20 protein-coding genes are annotated in these 19,050 nt (G+C 33.5%); 12 read left to right on the forward strand and 8 right to left on the reverse strand.

The genetic code is table 11. The features are described 5' to 3' along the window. Positions 1-161 precede the first annotated feature (161 nt). The 5 genes from MYP_RS13310 to MYP_RS13330 all read left to right on the forward strand — a co-directional run bounded on the left by MYP_RS13310 (position 162) and on the right by MYP_RS13330 (position 6,180). A complete protein-coding gene (locus tag MYP_RS13310) occupies positions 162-734 on the forward strand; it encodes a GNAT family N-acetyltransferase (RefSeq protein ID WP_045464261.1) in 573 nt (190 codons plus the stop codon). A gap of 17 nt (positions 735-751) precedes the next feature. Beyond that, positions 752-2,995 carry an ATP-binding response regulator gene (locus MYP_RS13315; RefSeq protein WP_045464263.1) on the forward strand — a complete coding sequence of 748 codons (2,244 nt, stop codon included), beginning with the start codon at positions 752-754 and terminating at the stop codon, positions 2,993-2,995. A 13-nt stretch (positions 2,996-3,008) separates the two neighbouring features. Further along, positions 3,009-3,908 (forward strand): hypothetical protein, encoded by a 900-nt coding sequence (locus tag MYP_RS13320; protein WP_045464265.1) that lies wholly within the window; start codon positions 3,009-3,011, stop codon positions 3,906-3,908. A 140-nt stretch (positions 3,909-4,048) separates the two neighbouring features. Further along, entirely contained in the window at positions 4,049-4,438 is a 390-nt protein-coding gene (locus tag MYP_RS13325) for a response regulator (protein WP_045464267.1), read from the forward strand. A gap of 524 nt (positions 4,439-4,962) precedes the next feature. Further along, positions 4,963-6,180 carry a glycosyl hydrolase family 8 gene (locus MYP_RS13330; RefSeq protein WP_052430194.1) on the forward strand — a complete coding sequence of 406 codons (1,218 nt, stop codon included), beginning with the start codon at positions 4,963-4,965 and terminating at the stop codon, positions 6,178-6,180. 214 nt (positions 6,181-6,394) lie between these two features. Here MYP_RS13330 and MYP_RS13335 read toward each other — a convergent pair whose 3' ends face one another. After that, positions 6,395-6,658, reverse strand: coding sequence for a hypothetical protein (locus MYP_RS13335; protein ID WP_156140578.1), 264 nt, complete (start codon positions 6,656-6,658; stop codon positions 6,395-6,397). Positions 6,659-6,841: 183 nt separating this feature from the next. Between MYP_RS13335 and MYP_RS13340 the strand changes: the two genes are divergently transcribed. Both MYP_RS13340 and MYP_RS13345 read left to right on the forward strand, forming a co-directional pair. Continuing rightward, positions 6,842-8,290 (forward strand): PQQ-dependent sugar dehydrogenase, encoded by a 1,449-nt coding sequence (locus MYP_RS13340; RefSeq protein WP_231570042.1) that lies wholly within the window; start codon positions 6,842-6,844, stop codon positions 8,288-8,290. Further along, positions 8,287-8,673 carry a c-type cytochrome gene (locus MYP_RS13345; RefSeq protein ID WP_045464271.1) on the forward strand — a complete coding sequence of 129 codons (387 nt, stop codon included), beginning with the start codon at positions 8,287-8,289 and terminating at the stop codon, positions 8,671-8,673. Before MYP_RS13340 ends, MYP_RS13345 begins: the two co-directional genes overlap by 4 nt. Before the next feature lie 225 nt (positions 8,674-8,898). On the opposite strand, the gene MYP_RS13350 is transcribed toward MYP_RS13345, so the two are convergent. After that, positions 8,899-10,143: a peptidogalycan biosysnthesis protein gene (locus MYP_RS13350; protein ID WP_045464274.1), complete on the reverse strand. Its 1,245-nt coding sequence runs from the start codon at positions 10,141-10,143 to the stop codon at positions 8,899-8,901. 713 nt (positions 10,144-10,856) lie between these two features. On the opposite strand from MYP_RS13350, the gene MYP_RS13355 reads away from it, so the two are divergent. Beyond that, the gene (locus MYP_RS13355) at positions 10,857-11,951 is read left to right on the forward strand and encodes a hypothetical protein (protein WP_045464276.1); all 1,095 of its coding nucleotides are present in this window, start codon (positions 10,857-10,859) and stop codon (positions 11,949-11,951) included. A 78-nt stretch (positions 11,952-12,029) separates the two neighbouring features. Here the strand turns inward: MYP_RS13355 and MYP_RS13360 are convergent, their stop codons facing one another. Continuing rightward, positions 12,030-12,407, reverse strand: coding sequence for a winged helix-turn-helix transcriptional regulator (locus tag MYP_RS13360; RefSeq protein WP_045464278.1), 378 nt, complete (start codon positions 12,405-12,407; stop codon positions 12,030-12,032). Between the two features lie 402 nt (positions 12,408-12,809). Between MYP_RS13360 and MYP_RS13365 the strand changes: the two genes are divergently transcribed. Further along, positions 12,810-13,745, forward strand: a complete 936-nt coding sequence (locus tag MYP_RS13365) for a ClpXP adapter SpxH family protein (protein WP_045464679.1) — start codon at positions 12,810-12,812, stop codon at positions 13,743-13,745. A 110-nt stretch (positions 13,746-13,855) separates the two neighbouring features. Here the strand turns inward: MYP_RS13365 and MYP_RS13370 are convergent, their stop codons facing one another. From MYP_RS13370 to MYP_RS13385, 4 genes are all read right to left on the reverse strand, one after another. Further along, positions 13,856-14,653, reverse strand: coding sequence for an SPFH domain-containing protein (locus MYP_RS13370; protein ID WP_045464280.1), 798 nt, complete (start codon positions 14,651-14,653; stop codon positions 13,856-13,858). A 282-nt stretch (positions 14,654-14,935) separates the two neighbouring features. Beyond that, positions 14,936-15,583: a ClpP family protease gene (locus tag MYP_RS13375; RefSeq protein ID WP_045464282.1), complete on the reverse strand. Its 648-nt coding sequence runs from the start codon at positions 15,581-15,583 to the stop codon at positions 14,936-14,938. 9 nt (positions 15,584-15,592) lie between these two features. Further along, the gene (locus tag MYP_RS13380) at positions 15,593-15,865 is read right to left on the reverse strand and encodes a hypothetical protein (protein WP_045464283.1); all 273 of its coding nucleotides are present in this window, start codon (positions 15,863-15,865) and stop codon (positions 15,593-15,595) included. Next, complete coding sequence (locus MYP_RS13385) at positions 15,846-16,385, reverse strand: RNA polymerase sigma factor (RefSeq protein WP_045464285.1); 540 nt, start codon at positions 16,383-16,385, stop codon at positions 15,846-15,848. Before MYP_RS13385 ends, MYP_RS13380 begins: the two co-directional genes overlap by 20 nt. Before the next feature lie 300 nt (positions 16,386-16,685). Between MYP_RS13385 and MYP_RS26390 the strand changes: the two genes are divergently transcribed. Continuing rightward, complete coding sequence (locus tag MYP_RS26390; protein ID WP_197060081.1) at positions 16,686-16,844, forward strand: hypothetical protein; 159 nt, start codon at positions 16,686-16,688, stop codon at positions 16,842-16,844. A 297-nt stretch (positions 16,845-17,141) separates the two neighbouring features. Here MYP_RS26390 and MYP_RS13390 read toward each other — a convergent pair whose 3' ends face one another. Continuing rightward, positions 17,142-18,029 carry a bile acid:sodium symporter family protein gene (locus tag MYP_RS13390; RefSeq protein ID WP_081990515.1) on the reverse strand — a complete coding sequence of 296 codons (888 nt, stop codon included), beginning with the start codon at positions 18,027-18,029 and terminating at the stop codon, positions 17,142-17,144. 426 nt (positions 18,030-18,455) lie between these two features. Here MYP_RS13390 and MYP_RS13395 point away from each other — a divergent pair, with 426 nt between their 5' ends. Both MYP_RS13395 and MYP_RS26745 read left to right on the forward strand, forming a co-directional pair. After that, positions 18,456-18,848 (forward strand): cupin domain-containing protein, encoded by a 393-nt coding sequence (locus MYP_RS13395; protein ID WP_045464287.1) that lies wholly within the window; start codon positions 18,456-18,458, stop codon positions 18,846-18,848. 49 nt (positions 18,849-18,897) lie between these two features. Continuing rightward, on the forward strand, positions 18,898-19,029 hold the full coding sequence (locus MYP_RS26745; RefSeq protein ID WP_262506769.1) for a hypothetical protein: 132 nt from the start codon (positions 18,898-18,900) through the stop codon (positions 19,027-19,029). Positions 19,030-19,050: the final 21 nt, after the last annotated feature.

The following is a 19,050-nucleotide window of genomic DNA, read 5'->3' on the forward strand; positions in this document are numbered from 1 at the left end:
TTATTGCTATGGAATAGGCATAAATGCTTGAAGAATAATTGATTATTTTAAATTTTGTGTTAAAAAATTTGAAGATATCGATGAGTAATTTTAGATTTGTCGATACAGGTTTTCAATAAGTTAATAAAATATTATTCTTAAGCATAATCAGGATAAATATTATGATAACAGCTAAGATTGAAGATAAGTCTCTTGTGGTGGATATATTGACCTCTTCATTTGATCAGAATAAAAGTGTCAATTATGTTGTAAAGCAGGATGGGAAGAGAAAAGAAAGAATTCGAAAGCTGATGGAATATTGTTTTGATAGTTGTTATCAGAATGGGAGAGTATACCTTTCAGGAGATCGCAATGCATGTGCCCTCATATTATTCCCCGAACAAGAGAAGGTTTCATTTAAGTCTGTTATGAATGATCTAAGACTGGCATTCTCTTGCATAGGTCCGGAAAGGCTTCCAAAAGTTCTGGCCAGAGAATCGAAAGTTAAAAGTAATTATCCCAAGCAGTCTATCTACTATTTAAGGTTTATTGGTGTACATCCGGATTTTCAGAGAAATGGAATCGGTAGTTCATTGATTACTGAAATTATAAATGAAGCTAGGGGGATGAGGAAACCAATCTATTTGGAGACTTCAATGATGGAAAATATAAAGTTTTATAAAAAACTGGGATTTGAGCTGTTTAATGAATTACACTTACCTCACCAATTATATTTATTCAGGATAAATAATTAATATCTAATCTAACAGGAATGCTGGTATTTGGAACGCAAATTCATATAATAACTTTTTTAATTTCTTTATTTGAACTGGTTTTCTTTTTCTATCAGATAATATATTTTCTGTCAAGACCATCGGATAAAAGCAGGCTATATTATCTGATCCTTCTTTTTCTTTTAATTCAATATAATATAGTCGGAGCATTGTTTCCGGATAATAAGATAGATATTCCGATTTCAATGCAGAATATTATTGCATATATAGTTGCATTGTTAATGTCATTATATTTTATTTTTTATATATATAAAGTACTGGAATTAGCCAAAATGAGGTTTTACGCTTTTCAGGGATCGCTAATCTTTATTGTTTTACCATTTATTTTTTTGTTTCTGCTTCCATATATATATACAGGAGATTTGGAAATGTCAAGGAAACTGGTAGTAGTAATCCCATTTATATATGTTATTGTTATGTTATTTTCTTTAACAACATCATTTAAAGAAAAATATCAGTCATGTACAGATGAGAGTTGTAAGGAAGAGATGATAGGAGTGCTTTTAGGATTTAGTTTTTGGTTAACGCTTCCGGTTATTGCATTTTTTGAAAATGATATTAATTATTTGTTAATACCAATATTGAAATTTCATAACGGAAGTCAGGTAGTTGAAGTAATATGCACTAATCTGGGGCTTTTTGTTATGACTGTCCTTTTTATCCGGAAATCTATTAAGCAATCAAGAGCAGAATACTACATGTTGTTGGATTCGCAAAAGATGCTTCAGGAATTAAATTACAACCTAACACTAAAGGTAATAGAAAGAACAAAAGAACTTGAAATTGCCAATGAAAAAAGAACAAATACATTTATTAATCTGGCCCATGAATCCAAAACTCCTATTACACTTATAAGAAATTATCTTGAAGAGTATATTAATAAACATGGGGCAACAGAAGAACTAATAATTATCAGAAGAAGTGTTGAAAAATTAACCAGAGATATAAATAATTTCTTTGATATAGAAAAAATCAAGCGGGGAGATGAAATTTATTTTAATGATCAGATTTGCAATTTTAGTGAAATACTAAAGAATAATATAGAGCTTTATAGAGCATATGCCAATAAAAAAGGCATATTACTTACTTCTTATGTTGACGATAACCTGAGAGTGAAAGCTGATCCGGAAGGGATATACAGAGTCATTAATAATATTGTTGAAAATGCAATAAAGTTTACTTCTTTGAATGGAGTAATACAAGTATCTCTCAAACAGAAAGATGAAAGCTTGTTATTTGTTGTAAGAGACAATGGAATAGGTATTCATTCGGAATTACATGAAAAAATATTTGAACCATATTTTAAAATTAATTCAAGTCATAAAAATATTCAGGGAATAGGAATCGGTCTTTCAATAGTAAAGAAAATTATCGAAAGTATTGGTGGTGAAATTAGAGTAGAAAGCGACCCAGGCCTGACTGCTGGGACTAGTATGATCATAGAAATTCCAATCTATCAACATGATTATCCAAGTGAACCATTAAGGCTAGAATCAAGAGATGTTTATTTTAATGTTGATGAATTAAAATTACCACCTGCCAAGTTTAATGCAGAGAAACGAAGTGTTTTAATTGTTGAAGATAATATTGCGTTACTTAATTATCTCTCCATGAAACTTGGTGAGAAGTTTAATGTAATAGTTGCGACAAGCGGAAATGAAGCATTTGAAAGGCTTCTGAATATCACTTACATTGATATGATTATCTCAGATGTTATGATGAATGATGGAGATGGCTTCGATTTATATAGATCTGTACAGAGAAAGAATAATTTAAATCATATACCTTTTATTTTTCTAACGGCGAGAGATTCCTATAAGTCAAAGATGGAGGGACTTTATTTAGGGGCTGTTGATTATGTTCAGAAGCCTTTTTTAGTGGAGGAACTGATAGCAAAGATTGATGCAATTTTGTTGAATCTTGAAAAGCAAAGAATTGCATTGATAAATAGTGCATATAAAAACCTTCAGAATGGAAGTTGGATGGATGAAATAAGGGTAGATAATCTAAATAAATTTGAAATTAATTGTAAGAGGTATAACCTTACAACAAGAGAAATAGAAATAATAAACCTGATTGCTAAAGGAGCTACTTATAAAAGTATAGGAGAACTTTTATATATATCTGATAAAACTGTTGCGAAACATGTTAGAAATATTTTTGAAAAGGTTGATGTAAAGAAGCAAGTAGAGTTATTAAGTAAACTGGATGTGCCTGCTTAAATAAGGGGTGAAAATGAAATCTGCATTAAGTATTATTTTTTTTATATTGTTTATATCAGCAGAAGTGGAAGGCCAACCATTTATTGATTTAATTAACCTGAAATATCAAAACTTTCTGCCTGTTAAATACTATGGGGATGATCACAAGCTTAATGTTAAAGAAAGTTATCTCAGTTTGAATATTCCTATTCCATTAAAGAATAAAGATGTTATACTTACTGGTGGAATCTTCGATCACTTTAGTTTTAATTCTCCATATGGGCAAAAAGATCTATATGCATTCAATTTTCAATTAGGTTACTTAAAGAACTGGAAAAATACAAAGTGGAAAACACTTTTTGTTGTTTTGCCCAAAATCAGTTCTGATCAATTGAAGATAAGTAATGGGGCATTTCAACAAGGTGGTCTATTGCTTTTTACTTATGTTAAAAAGGCTAATCTTCAGTATAAATTTGGAGCATATTATAATAAAGAATTTTTCGGAAATTTTTTTATTCCTTTACTGGGCTTGGAGTGGAAGCCTTTGCCTAGGTTAAATATCTTTGGAATATTGCCTGGTTACATGATTATAGAACATAAAGCAAACTCAAGGTTTTACTCAGGGATTTCCTATCAATGCCTTACTGCCAGCTACAGGCTTCACGATGGGGAGAATTACGCCTTTGTTAGAAATGGTGATAAATTCTGGGGGCAAATGCAATTAAAGCTTTTTCTTAACTTTTATATTAAAAAATATATTGTTGCTTTTGGTGAGTTCGGCCATTCCCTTTGCCGGAAATATGAGGTATATAACAAAACTGAGCAGAGAATAGTACATCCGGTTTTACATAAGACCCATGATGGCTTCATTTTTAATCTAGGGCTTGCTTTTCGGATACGTCAGGATGTTTCTTCGTTACCTAAAACAAAATAACTTTGGTAACCTATTGAAATTTAGTGACACGGTTAGTTTTTTTAAGGAGAATACTCCAAAGTGAGTATATGAAATACTGTATTTAGAGTATTGATTTTATATTACATAGTAACCATTTTTATTAATTAAACTTGGTAACTATGAAGATTCCTAAATGTATAATGGTAATTGATAATAATGTTACCGATAATTGGATTGCGGAGCGAATTTTCAAGACTTATAATATTGCATCTGAATATAGGTTTACTAATAACGAAAATGCAATTGATAGTTTGAATGATTACTGTCTGATTAATGGTAAATTTCCAGACCTTCTTATGGTCGATATTCTATATAACAGGGAGAAAGGTTTTGGATTAATAGACAGAATCAGGAATCATTCTGGCTATCGGGAAAATGAGACAAGAATAGCTCTATTGACTTCTGTTGTTGATTATACGTTGAATTATGAAAAAATAGGTAAACAGAATATTGAACACGTATTTATAAAGCCTTTGGATATCCAGCAATTGAAGAATTTATTTATTTAGATATTCGTTCTGTTTTTGTGGGAATTTTTAGGCTTGTAAAATCTTTAAATGCAATCAATAATTGCCACTTCGAAATTATTATGAGGTGGCAATTTTGTTTAAGAAATATTACCTCCGTTTTGCAATACTTTCTACTTGAAAATTGTTGGTGCTTGATCCAGTTTTCCTTTAATGTAAAATTTACAAATCCTATATCTTTACATACTTTCCCAAGTGTAAGTATTTTTTCCTTTGGTTTTACATTCCTGTTTGTTAGATAAGGTTCAAATGTTTTACAATCTTCATCAGTAAGAAAAGAAACCTGTTGAAGCCATTGCTTAAATTTTTTGAAATCGCTAGTGTCTCTTGTTTGAAGTCTTTTGATAATGATGTTACATAGAATTTTGGAAATACGAATCTGATTAGAAAGAAGTTCCTTTTTATTTATTTTGGAATACTCTGGCAGAGGGTTTTGATATCAGGTCTTGCCTGTTTCTTTTTATATTATTAGATTCGATAGCCGATACCTATAGAAAAAATGATCTATGTTGTTGAATAAGTATATATTACTGATTTGTGTCATTACAATAAGTTCTTTTACAGCTGAGGGGCAAACAAAACCATATCCTCAGTCTCTCATCTATCCCAATTGTATAAAACCATCGAATGTGTCTCAGGAAGAGATGGATGAGTCTGTTAAAGGTTATTATGATTATTGGAAAAAAAAATATCTCAGAAATGATCTCACTTCTTTACCTGGTGGCTATTATGTAAAAGGGGAGATTACCGGAAGTCCGGATGGCTTTACTCCGCTTGGTTCATCTGAAGGACAAGGTTATGGGATGATTATTGTTACGCTTATGGCCGGATATGATCCCGATGCACAGACCATATTCAATGGTTTATTAAAAACAGTAAAAGCATATAAAAGCTCTGGCAATCGCCATTTGATGGGATGGGTTGTCGCTGATGATAAAATGGCTCAGGGGCATTTTGGCTCTGCTACAGATGGGGATCTGGATATAGCATATTCATTGTTGCTCGCTCATAAACAATGGGGAACTTCAGCAGGCAATAATTACCTCTCAGAAGCTAAAAGGATAATTATCAAAGGGATCAGGACAAGTTATATAACAAATGATTACCGTTTAAATCTTGGTGATTGGAAGAATGAAACCTCTACAGATACACGTCCCTCTGACTGGATGTTAGGTCATTTCAAAGCATTTAAAAAATCTACCAGAGATATGGTTTGGGATAGTGTGTCAACTGCTACTTATGAAATGATCGCAGCAATACAGAATAATTATTCGGCTACGACGAGCCTTATGCCAGATTTTGCAACAGGAAAACCTGTTAAGCCTGCAGGTCCCGATTTTCTTGAAGGTCCAAATGATGGAAATTACTATTATAACGCTTGTCGCACTCCATTGAGATTTGTAATGGATTATGCCCATTATGGCGATATAAGAGCGAAAAATGCTGTCTCCGGAATTGTTAAATGGGCTAAATCAAATTGTCATAACAGTCCTTCCAATATTAAAGCTGGATATACTTTAAATGGAAATGACCTGCCGGGTAACAATTATAAAACTTCTGTATTCATTGCACCTATTGTAGCGGCAGCAACCTGTGATAGAGAAAACCAGGCATTTTTAAATGAAGGCTGGAGCGTTATTAAAGAAATGAAGGAAAGTTATTTTGAAGATTCATATAATTTATTAAGTCTTTTATTTATTTCAGGTAATTGGTGGGCTCCTTAGAAATCATTTGCATTGATTGGATATATTAAATTATACCAAAGCAGATGTATTAAAAAATGATTGAATTTTAAAATATTTAAATAGCCTCTTTATGCAGGGCTATTTAAATATTTTTATTACAATATCAAGTTACATTTAATTGATTTTCATATTAGACATTTTAGTTCCCTTTAGCCAGTGGAGAGGGAGTAAACAAGACTAAATTTATTTTAGTTTAACAAAGTTCATCATCTGAGCAAACTATTTTTGTTATATCTTTTTCCGGGACTCTCCAGTGAAAACCTTCCGGTCCTTCAACAACTACAACAGGGAGTGCATTTTGAGTTTGATACATATCATTTAAAGTTCCCCGAGATGAATCGATAACATCTCTTCCAACAACTTTACCAAATAAGTGATTTCCATATTCTATCGCAGCAGCAGAATCAGGATCTAATTCTAATGTGCAAGTTCTTCCTTCCTGAATTTCTGTTTTCATATCCGTTCCTTTTCTTATAAAAACATTCAAATCAACTCATAAATTCAGCTAGTTCTGGTTGACTTTATCAGATCATAAATGAGAAGTTTCAAGAAACATAATATCATTTGAACAATTTTATTCATTGAGTCTTATGAATTATAAATATTCATACGCATGATAAGGTATAGTTTTTTTACAGGAATGATAATCCTAATCTTTCCCATCATTGCAGGGTGTTATAAACTTCGAGGTCATTATGGGGGTGCAAAGAGTTTCGATCCGGTATCAAGAAATATATCGGTGAATGATATTGCATTACCTCCGGGTTATAAGATTGAATCCCTTGTTTCAGGCCTGACTTTTCCTACCGGAATTACTTTTGATAATGATGGAAATGTTTATGTGATTGAAGCCGGTTACTCCTATGGAGAATTATGGACAGTACCAAGATTGCTTCAGGTGGAATCAAACGGACAGTTAAAAGAGATAGCAAGGGGTGAAAAAAATGGTCCATGGACAGGTATTGACTACCATGATGGGAATTTTTTTATAGCAGAGGGCGGACAGCTGGAAGGTGGAAAGATTCTGAAGATTTCTAAAGAAGGTAAAATTTCCGTTCTGGCTGATAACCTTCCTAGTTTTGGAGATCATCATACTAATAGTCCTGTAGTGGGAGATGACGGATATGTTTATTTTGGACAGGGGGTGGCGACCAATTCAGGCATAGTAGGAGAGGATAATTTTAGATATGGCTGGCTTAAAAGGCATCCTGAGTTCCATGATATCCCCTGCAAAGATATTACACTTAACGGACAGAATTTTGAAACCAAAAATTTTCTGACTGATCAAAAGGAAAAAGTCAGAACAGGTGCTTATTCTCCTTATGGTACAAGTACTGTAGCCAATCAGGTCATTAAAGGAAAGGTTCCATGTTCAGGCGCAGTTATGAGAGTACCGGTGAATGGTGGTACTCTTGAAGTTGTGGCTTGGGGATTAAGAAACCCTTTTGGACTTACATTTTCAGAAAGCGGAAAATTATTCGTTACAGAAAACTCATATGATACCAGAGGCAGCAGACCTGGCTTCGGAACTGGAGATGTATTGTGGTCAATTGAACCTGGCACATGGTATGGATGGCCTGATTTTGCTGAAGGAAGACCAATGCAATCCAAAGATTTCGAAACGAATAAAAATGACCCACAGTTTCTGCTTGCTGTTCATCCAGGAACTCCTCCAAAACCAGTGGCAATTTTTGGAGTACATTCATCTGCAAATGGTTTGGATTTTTCACGAAGTAATAGTTTCGGACATAAAGGTGAAGTTTTTGTAGCTCAATTTGGAGATATGGCTCCTGAAGTAGGCCGGATCTACGGACCCGTAGGTTTTAAGGTTGTCAGGGTAAATATTGAAACAGGTGTAATTAATGACTTTGTAGTAAACAAAGGAAGAGTCAATGCTCCCGCATCTCAATCCGGATCGGGTGGAATTGAAAGACCAATCGATGTCAAATTTGATCCTGCTGGAACGAGCCTCTATATTGTTGATTTTGGTGTAATGCCAATTACCAAGGAAGGACCCTCTCCAAAGAAAGAAACAGGTGTGATATGGAAAGTTGAGAAAAACGAAATTTCAAAAGTTACAAATAAATGAAGAAATACAGCATTGATTTATTATTGATATTCAGTCTGTCCCTGTCACTATTATGTTTGCTGACTTCCTGTGGATCTGCAAGAAGAAGTGAACCTATTATGGCCAAATCAATGGTTAAAAATGAAGAGATAAAAAAAGGCGAAATTGTTTTTATGAACAATTGCCAGAAATGTCATCCAGGAGGGGAAGCAGGAGTGGGGCCATCTTTAAATAACCTAGCGATACCAGGAGTGACTAAACGATTTCGTGTAAGGAGTAAAGCATTTTTATTTGGTCTTGGAAGAATGCCTTCATTTAAGAAAAATGAAATATCAAAAGAAGAAATGGATTATCTCATTGTTTATATGAAGGCATTGAGGAATCATGATGAAAGCAAAAATTGAAGCTTTATGAAAATAGATCATATTACTTAATTGAGAAAAAGAGTGAGAAAATTTTCCATCTTTTTCTCAATCTATAGAAGAGTTTCGCTTTCCTTCTTTAAAATTTATAATTGATACCAGCTAAAAGATTTGCAGAGTTGTTCTAAGGTAATGCAAAAAAAAATGTTTAATATTCATTGTTGATTTAATCAAATTGTTCAACATTATTTTTTAAAAGTACTTTTTTCAGTTATCACAATCAACAGTATCGCCCTCTTTGAATGGACTTCTCTGTGTCCATTCTGTTTGTTTAATGTAATGAAAAACAGGTTTTAATGCCCTGTTAAACAAAGGACCTGAATGTCGAACATAACAGCACATTTCAGCAGGCTCAGCTCCAATATTGCTCTTCATTTCCATAGCAGTCCTTCCCAGGATCAGCATGCTTTTTTTCTTTTCAATCGTGCCTTTTACATAATCATACAGAATGTTCGGGTAAATGCAGTATTGGTTATTTAAATCATAATTGTTTCCGATTACATGTGCTTCACATTTATCTCCCCAATAAATAAAGGTATTAAAGGCTACCATTTCTTCATTTAGGTAATAGGCAACCAGTTCAAACTCTTCTTTTAAATTCAGTTTTAATTGATATAAATAAGAAACGTCAAAATGATTGATACGTACTTTTGCTTTATCTGCAACATTAGAATAAAGCATCTGAATTTTATCAAAATTGGATTGTATCTCTTCTGCAGTTAAGCTTTTTCGCTTCAGTTCCGCTCCCTTCTTGATGGTGGTTAAGGCCTTTTTTCTGTATTTCTTATTCATAGCATTAAGATAATCATCAAAAGATTTCCACTCAGGTCTTATTTTTAAGATCATATTGGGGTCTACCTTAAACTGTCGGTATTTAAAGACACTAAGGTAACCAGAAGTGGTAAATTCGTCCTCATAGAAGTCTTTGATCAATTGAAGGTTGATTTTGCCTCTTAGTTTCTCAGAGCGCCTGATCTGATAACAAGCATCTGCTAATGCATGAAAGGCTTCTTTGTATGTAATGTCAGAAGAATAAATAAAACCATGATCTCCACTTATATGGGTGTGTCCACATACCAACATGCGTAGCTTGGCTTTATCCTTTATTGAGTTGGTTAGTTTTTCAAGCGTATGCTTTTTATTGTCAGAGCACCGGTAATCTTCACCGGTAATTACTACTATATGAAAAATGGCTGCTGCAACAGGTTTTTTATCCTTATAAATTAAAACATACCTGCTTTGTTCTTTCTCTTTTGAAGAATTTTCAATCGATTTGAGGTAAGGGTGACGCATTAATCCTTTATGCTGAGGTACGATTTTATTCCATTCATCTACAGGTACATAATCAATAGAATCAAAAATGGAAATAGCCAATTGTGAAGGAGTTCTTCTTGTTTTGAAGTGGTCTTTCTCCTTTTTTATACATTTAACAAAATCTTTAAGCTTTTTCAATCTGGTGGTTATTAAAGTGTTGTTATAAAAATAAAAGTTTGTCTTACATATTTTGACAAACAATCATCAATGTTTTGTTTTAAAACAGATTCTTTGTATGATTATTAAAAGACAGACTTTTAATTCTTTAGTCGTTTTACTGATTTTTTTATTTTACAGTTTTCAAATATTTATAAGTAAATATCTTTCTGATAATTTTTATTTGTTGATTACCAGAGTTTTTTAGCTAGTAACTTTAAGCCAGCTGCGCTTTTTTACAAATTTACTAAGTTATTTTACTGGTTAGAAGATTATCATTTTAAAATAATTCTATATTTAAATGATATTTATTGCAGGCAATGAGGTTATACTCAGAGTCTTGTTCTCTTTGGGTGTTGAATGGAAAATTAAATGTATCAAAAATGACAACTGAAGAGATTATACTTGAAATTATATCAGAGGATACGTACAAAATAAGGAGAAACAGCTTGTAAAATAAAAAGATTGGGACAAGAACCTGACAGAATTTAACCTTTAATTCCTTTTCTTACAGACGAAGGGGTTGGATATGGGAGGGGCCTTTGATTGATAGTGCAAAATCATAAATTGGTAGTATATGTTTTGCTGAGATTGGTAATGAAATTATTGGGTATAATTATTATATTTAGAATATACTTAATGCAATCGGAGGTATTGATTTAGCATTTCGGATGTATATTGTTTTTAGACCAGATATGAACTCATTTAAAGCCATAACCTTTGTTCTTTTCTTTATAGCTAATGTATTTATTTTTATACTTTCATCCTGCATAGATGGTCAGGATAAGGATGACTATGAGGTGTTAGCAGAAAAGCCTTGTCCTCCTTCATTAAATATTGACTCTCTCAAAATTGTTCTTAGAAAACAGATAAGAGAAGAGCAAAATCGATTTGTATTTAACTCTTCATACCCGGATGAAGGGGGCAATAAATCAAATTATATTTTTGCAGAGAAAACATATATATATTCTGAACCAGACAGCAATAGCACCATATTAACTGAACTACCTTTTTGTTCAGAAGTCCAGCGTATAGAAGGAATCAAAAATTTAGAATCTCAGGGAGAGTGGTGGACTACCGTTATGCATCCGGATGATGTTAATAAATTAGGATATGTTCGCTACCAAGATTTTGCAGATTTCATGTATATTCAATATGATAAAGGTTATGGTTTTCTTGTGGGGCAATCTGATACACTAATAGATCAATACAATCAAAGAACAGTAGAATTAAGACGGTTTTCAATCAATAATCATAAGATACTTGAGCGTTATAAAACAAGTTATCGGGAGAGTGGATTTCGTTTTTTTAAAGTATATAATACCACTCTTAATGCAGGTAAGCAAAGAGATAATTACAATGAACTTTTCGTATACGAAACTTATCGACTGTCATGCCCTGGAGGAGGAATGAAAGAATTTATTCTTGATGATGGAAACAAATTGATAAAGGTTGCAGCAGTAAAATCTGAAGGGGAAGGAGGCTATTATAACCAGGAGGTTGCCTATATACCATTGAAGTTCCACAATGGAAAAGTTCTGCTTGTGGCAGATGCTGATGTTCAAAATATTTTTAGTTCAGCTAAAGCAGAATTGAATGTTTTTCCTTATGTGTCAGAGTACAATATTCCAGTAGAGGATATGGTGGTCATTCAATATGAAAGCAATGGCTATGATGACCCGAATCTTGATTTTGATATTGATGAATCTGAAAATGCTAAGGTAACAACAATATGCACGTTATATAAATGGGATGGTAATAAGCTGATAAAAGTTAAAGAGTTGCAATAGCCTGAAATGCTATAATTGTGGGATCGTCAGGTTTCTTGTTTAATAGCTCAATAGCTTTTAGTGGGACGTGTAGTTTTATTATTTTAAATCCGTTTGTTCCTTATCATAAAGAGCCTTCCTGTATTCAATTCCCCAAATGGCGATCTCGTCAATGATACGTTCCAAAGTTTTACCGTATTCAGTGACTTCGTATTCTACAGTGATTGGTTTTGTGTTTAGGGTAGTTCTGCTTACTAATTTATTCATTTCCATGTCCTGCAGCTCTTTAGATAGCATTTTTGCAGCTATACCATCGACTTCCCGTAATAAATCCATAAAGCGCATTTTACCTCCCTGCATCAACGTTCCAAGAATGTGAAACTTCCATTTGCCTGATAATATATCCATAGTGTCTTTAATAGCGTTTATCCGTGTTTTGCAGATATTTGTATTGTTAACCATTTGTTGCTTCTTCATCACTTTGATATTTAGACAATGTGAACTAATTCATATGAAGTTATTAAAAATACAAATAGTTCCCTATTGTATACTAGTTTCCAATTGGAAACTGATAACACTCTAAAGCTTTACGTACACTATATTTGCGATCAATAAAGGATTTTAAGAGTCAAATTCATTGATACAATAGCATTCATGTATACTAAGATGAATACAACGATAGGAACAGGGGTATATTGCCTATTGAGATGGAATAAGATTTCAGCATTTATAAAGCTATTTCATTTTCTGTCATTTATTGCCTGTAAATACTTATATAGTAAAAAAAGTTTAACAATGTTAAAATGTTTCAATCTATATCTAATAATTCTTGCAACAGCAATTATTACAAGCTGTCAGGGACAAAAAAACAATAAGGTTATGACTGATAAGACAAAGGAAAATCCTTTATTATGCGATCCGGCAGAAGGAATTTGTGGAATTCCTGATAGTGCAAACAATGCAAAAATCAAAATGCAAAAAAATGCCATGCCGGTTAAAGTAGTATATTTCACTGATCCTATATGTTCTTCTTGCTGGGGAATAGAGCCTCAATTACGCAAATTAAAGCTGGAGTATGGTAATAATTTGGAAATTGAATACCGAATGGGAGGGCTGTTGCCTGATTGGAGCTATAACAGTGGTGGGATCAGCAAACCTTCTGATGTTGCTCATCACTGGGATGAAGTGAGCGTTCATTACGATATGCCTATTGATGGAGATGTCTGGCTGGAAGATCCTTTATCTTCTTCTTATCCACCGTCTATTGCCTTTAAGGCAGCACAACTGCAGAATGCAGACATTGCCGTTTTGTTTTTAAGGGAAATCCGCGAAATGGTTTTTTTACAGAAAAAGAACATTGCAAAATGGGAGCATCTTGAAGCAGCTGCTAAAAAAGTAGGATTAAATGCTACACAACTGAAAATTGATTATGATGGAAAAGGAAAAACGCTTTTTGAGGAAGATCTGAAACTCGCCAGACAGTTTAGTGTAAGAGGGTTTCCTACTATGTTTTTTATTGATAAGGATGGTAATAAAGAAACCGTGTATGGTTCAAAGCCTTATGCATTTTATGAAACAGCTGTTCTTAAGTTAAGTCCTTCTATGGCAAAAAGTGAATACAGTAAAAACTGGGAAACGTTGTTTCTTAAATATAATTCCCTTACAGCTAAAGAATTTTCAGAATTATCTGGTATGCCAAGAAGTGAAAGTGAAGCGCATTTAAATGAACTTTCAGGCAAAAATAGCCTGGAAAAACTGACTACTAAAAATGGGGCAATATGGAAATTGAAAAGTGTCGGAAATAAAGGAGAATAAAAGTTTCTGTGGTTGAATTACTTAAGTAGCTTATTCAAATAGCTGGCAACTCATAATTTTGTCTCTAGTAGATGTCAGTTAGACTTCTACTAGAGCTTAAAATCATAAAATTAATTAATAGATTTGAAAAAAGAAGGTGCCTGTCCATAGATGGGCGTTTTACCATCCCACTTTTCAATAAACTGCTGTTGTATCAATAATTGATTTAATGATTGCTTTCTTAATTCATTAGCTTTGGCCTCAGCTTCTGCCAGTACCATAAGTTTTCTTGCCTGTGCCTGTGCAACTTTCAGTTCGTTTTCTACTCTCATTGCTTGTTGTATCGCGGCATTCTTGGCATTAATGGCTTGAGTGATAGATTCAGGATAAAGAATGCCTGATGTCATTTGCTCCAATTGGAAACCTTCTTTATCCAGGAGTATTTGCATGTGCTTTTGAACCGCGTTTTCAAACATCTCTCTATTGCTGATAATGCTGTCTGTCGAATATTTGTTGAATTCAATTCTGAATGCATCACGGATATAGTTGAATAGAGTAGTTTTAGTAATTACCTCTATGTCTTTTCTGTATTTCTTAAAGATATCCGGAGAATGGTTATCTTTTACTTTAAAACTAAGCGTAGGATCTACATCAAAGATAGAACCGTCTTTAGCATTAACGGTAAATTTGGGGTAGTCAACTGTCTGAACATAGGTCGGAAATTCATAAACATTTTCAGTAAGAGGGTTATACCAAACTCTTCCCGTAACAATTGTTACATCCTGAACTCCTTTTTCGGAGCCATACAAGCGAACTAGAATACCTTCATGCCCGGCATCAATCCGCTCCGTGAAAATATAAAAAATCAAAATTGAAGCAATTAATACTATAAATGAAATCAGAACTGAAAATAAAGGAATACTGCGCATGTTATTTATATGATAATAAATTAAATAATGAATACGAATATAATCAATTTAAACTAGGATATAGGTGATATCTGTTGCAATGTAAGATTAAGCTAGTATTCGATCATGACTTGGTATTAATGGCTTGATGCTCATATACACAGGTAGCTTGAATTCTTTTAAAAGACGACAGTCTTTAATGATTCCTTTTTCAAAAAAAAGAAAACCAGATAAGTTTTCAATTGAACTTCTTATCTGGCTTCAATAGGTAATCTGAAGATGTTGTTTTTCAAGGATGAGATATCAGATTTGATACAAAAGAACCTCCTGTGCATTATTATTAAGCATAATAAGATCACTGGTATCTCCCAGAACTTCATCGATAAGGCCATACGATTTTGCTTCAAGGGCATTGAGGTACTTATCCCTTAAAAAGAAACTTTCTATTTCCTGCCAGGTATGGCCGGTGTTATTTCCAATGATATGGAATAACTGAGCCTGAATTCGTTCCTGTTCCCGGGTAGTGATCCTGACATCTTCCGTATAACCTTTTCCACCGCCGCTTGTAGGATGCATATGAATTGTAGCGTGTGGCAATGCACACCTTTTGCCTTTACTTCCTGAAGTAAGTAATGCCGTTGCCATACTTCCTGAAAATCCTACACTAACTGTGGATACCGGTGCAGAAATCATTTTCATTGCATCATGAATGGCTAAACCTGCATATACACTTCCGCCAGGACTATTGATATACATGTTGATCTGTTCTTGCTGGCTAAGACTATTCAGATATAACAACTGGGCAACAATAAGATTGGCAACTTGATCATCGATAGCTGTGCCCAGAAATATAATACGTTCCTTCAGCAAAAGGCTGTATATGTCATATGCTCTTTCTCCATGGCCAGTACTGTCAATAACCATAGGGATAACGTTAGCTTTGATTGTCATAACGGAAGATTAAGAATTGGTAAATAAGTTAAGAATCCTTTGGCGGAAGGTTTTATGTTCAGAAGCAGTAAATAACTTGTCATGCACTGTCTCAATTTCCGTTTTTAGTTGTTTACGGCTATATTTCCTTATAAGATCATACACCTGTTTCTGTTCATTTACTTTTTCTTGCAGCTCAGGCTGCAATAGTATTCTGGCTTCGAATACCAGTCTGAATTCGGGTGTAGAATATTTTAAAAGATATTCTTCAATTTCCCTGATCTCATTCAATGAAGTCCTCATACGCCAAAGATTTTTCTTTTACTGTTTCCCTTATTTTTTCAATACACTTGAACTTCTGCACAGTAGCAGATCTTGTTCCTGAATAACCAAATTGTTGCGCTATATCAGAAACAGAAGCCTTATCATAGTAAAATGCTCTCAGTATTTCCATGCACTTTTGCCCAGCAGTTTCCAGAAGGTACATGATTTTATGAGTAGAAAGGTGGGTTTCTATTATATCTGTTTCTGATAAAGCATTTTCAATTGTATCATTGACTTCATTGCTTCCAAGCCTTTTGCACCAGAGGTTTTTTGCTATTCCCAGAATATAAGCCTTTTCATTCCTGACATGTGAAAAGGAGTTTGAAACAAGTTTTTCATAATAAATGATCAATGCATCCTGGAATATGTCTTTAGCCTCTTCATAATTCCCGCCTTTTCTGCTGATATACCTTGCAACTGCCGGAAAGGCCTTTTTATAAAGTTCCATAAAAAGCACCTGCCTTTCCTGAAAGTCCTTTAAAATTGATATTTCTGACATAGTTTTTGATTTTTATTATATAAGTGCAATGTACGATGCAACTATCACCCAAAACCGAAATTTTTTTTTCAATAAATAAATGTACTCTGGTAATAAAACGTATCGGAGTATTTTTTTGTACTTCTGATTTATCACCTAAAGTTAATAAACAGCTCATTAACGATATATACAAGTGATATTTGATATTCTTTTAAGTTAAAAGTCATTGAGTGGGTGAAAGTTCTTTTTTAAATGTTTAAAATCGAAGAGGGTGATTTTAGAAGAATTTAAATCGATATGTGCGAGGATTAGAATCTGGTGATGTTTAGAGTTAACACACGAAATAAAGTAAGAGCGGGAAACATTGGATGTATATCCAATCCATCATCCGGAAATTTTCAATTTTCAGTAGAGAGTAATGAATCCAGTGCTGCAAAAACTGAAACATTCCGATTGGGTAGAAAACATTCAGGATGTTAATTCCTCACCAGGACATGTGGTTGAATTTTCATGAGCAGTAAGAACCTTTCTCAGAATGTTTATCTTTGTAAAGATACCACGGGAAATTGCAACTGATAAATAAGCTTATTATGAATAAGTAGCTATTGTTAATTAACAAATGTAGTATGAAGAAGGAGTCTGCTTCAAAACAAGCCCCTTCTTTATTTTAATGTATATAAATTGTGAAAATGTTCCGCTGCAAAATCAGGTAGACATTATACAATCAATATTCTCAAAGCCCTCATTTCCTTTTGAGGTCTTTAAACGTATAAACTATTAAGCAGCCAGTTGCTTTTCTTCTGATCTTCTTTTAATGACAGCAATAAATATGCCTGCAGTGATAAACATTATAATGCTATAAACGGCTGCTGGGATAGCCATTGTAGAGTTGTTAAGCATTATGGGGCTGCTTGCAATTGCTATAGCAAGGGTTCCGTTTTGGATGCTGGTTTCTATGCTTATTGTAATGCGTTGCTGAGAAGATAGATTTAATAACTGTGGGATAAGATATCCTAAAGTCATACCAGATATATTAAGCATGAATGCAGCAGGGCCTGCAATTGAGAAAAATCCTATAACTTGATTACGTTCTTTTAATATTGCGGCTAGGATAATTAATACAAGAAAGATCGAAGACAAAATTTTTACCGGTTTCTGTGTCTTATCTGCAAAGGCTTCGTTTTTTGCTCTAATTATCATTCCTATAGAAGCAGGAATGATTGTTACCGTAAAGATTTTAATTATTGAGGAAGCTACATCCAATTGAATAGATTGTCCTTCTCCCAGGTATATTTCAATTGCAATATTTACCATTAGAGGTATGGTAAATATTTTAACGATACTGGATATTGCAGTCAGGGAAATACATAGTGCAGTGTCTCCATTTCCAATATGGGTAAGTAAATTAGACGTCGGGCCTCCAGGGCACATAGCTAGAATAATTAGCCCTATTGCAAGTTCAGGAGATTCTTTAAGCATGAAGGCTGCTATCCCGAAACCTAGCAACGGTAATAAAATTAATTGGGTGAATGACCCGACGACCATCGCTTTAGGGTTTGCTAATATTCTTTTAAAGTCGGCAGGAGTAAGAGATAAACCTAATCCTAGCATGATAATGGCTAAAGCCAATGGCAAAAATACAGTTGATACAATGTTTGATTCCATATAAAAGTTGTTTTGACAATCAGAAAGGTAAAAAAATATTTTTATATTCCATTAAAAAGTGGGATTTGGGCAAAGGGTTAATTATTGATTTACAGTAAGTTTAATGTGAATTTTCCCTATGAGATTTTTTGATGTATAATGTTATAACTTCTTAAATTATCTCAATGGCATTTCTTCAGATATTTTGTGGCCTAATCAGTTAATGATTTCAATTTTATATAAAAAAACATTCTTTGATAAAGAAGTCTGATATATTAAAGCAATTTTTTAGTGAGCATTAGTTCTCATAGGGAAGCAACTGAATGAATTCCCAATTCAACAAACATTACCGTGAACAATGGAATTATAGTATTACTTCAAAATGACAGGAGAACAGAACCTTTCACATGTAATGGGGATATATAAGAACCTAAAACACTTAAACATATGATTATTTCAAACATAGAAAATAAATTAAGGGACATCGAAAAAGATGAAGAATTAGGTGTTGAACTGGCTCTACTGACGGGCGATGAAAAGATGTCTTTGTTTGCTATTGAGCTCCGTAAGGGAGAATTTATTCATGCTCATTATCACAAGGAAAATATAGAAACCTATTTTATTCTGAACGGAGAAGGAGTGGTATTCTTGGGTACAAAGAACGGGGATGGTGTAATATGGGAAAGTGAAGATCAAGTAAATAAGGGTGATTCCTTTACCATATACCCACACCAGGTGCATAAGTTTAAGAATCTTTCGGATGAAAAGTTGAGAATCATTGCCACCGCACCATTAAGTCATAGTGAAGAAGATCGCTATTTTGTCAATGATAAGGACTGATCATATTTGAAAATATCATCCCAGATTAATAATTAGGATATGGGCAAAATTGAATAAACTTCCGCTTTGTGTGGAATCTATTGATGCCATCACTCTATGCGATGGAATCAATCGTTATGTTCCAGGACGTACAAAAGAACAGAACGCTTTTAATCAATATGCTAAAGGTTTTATTCACTAGATCTTATGACGAGTAGATTTG

Source organism: Sporocytophaga myxococcoides (assembly GCF_000775915.1).
Lineage (GTDB): Bacteria > Bacteroidota > Bacteroidia > Cytophagales > Cytophagaceae > Sporocytophaga > Sporocytophaga myxococcoides_A.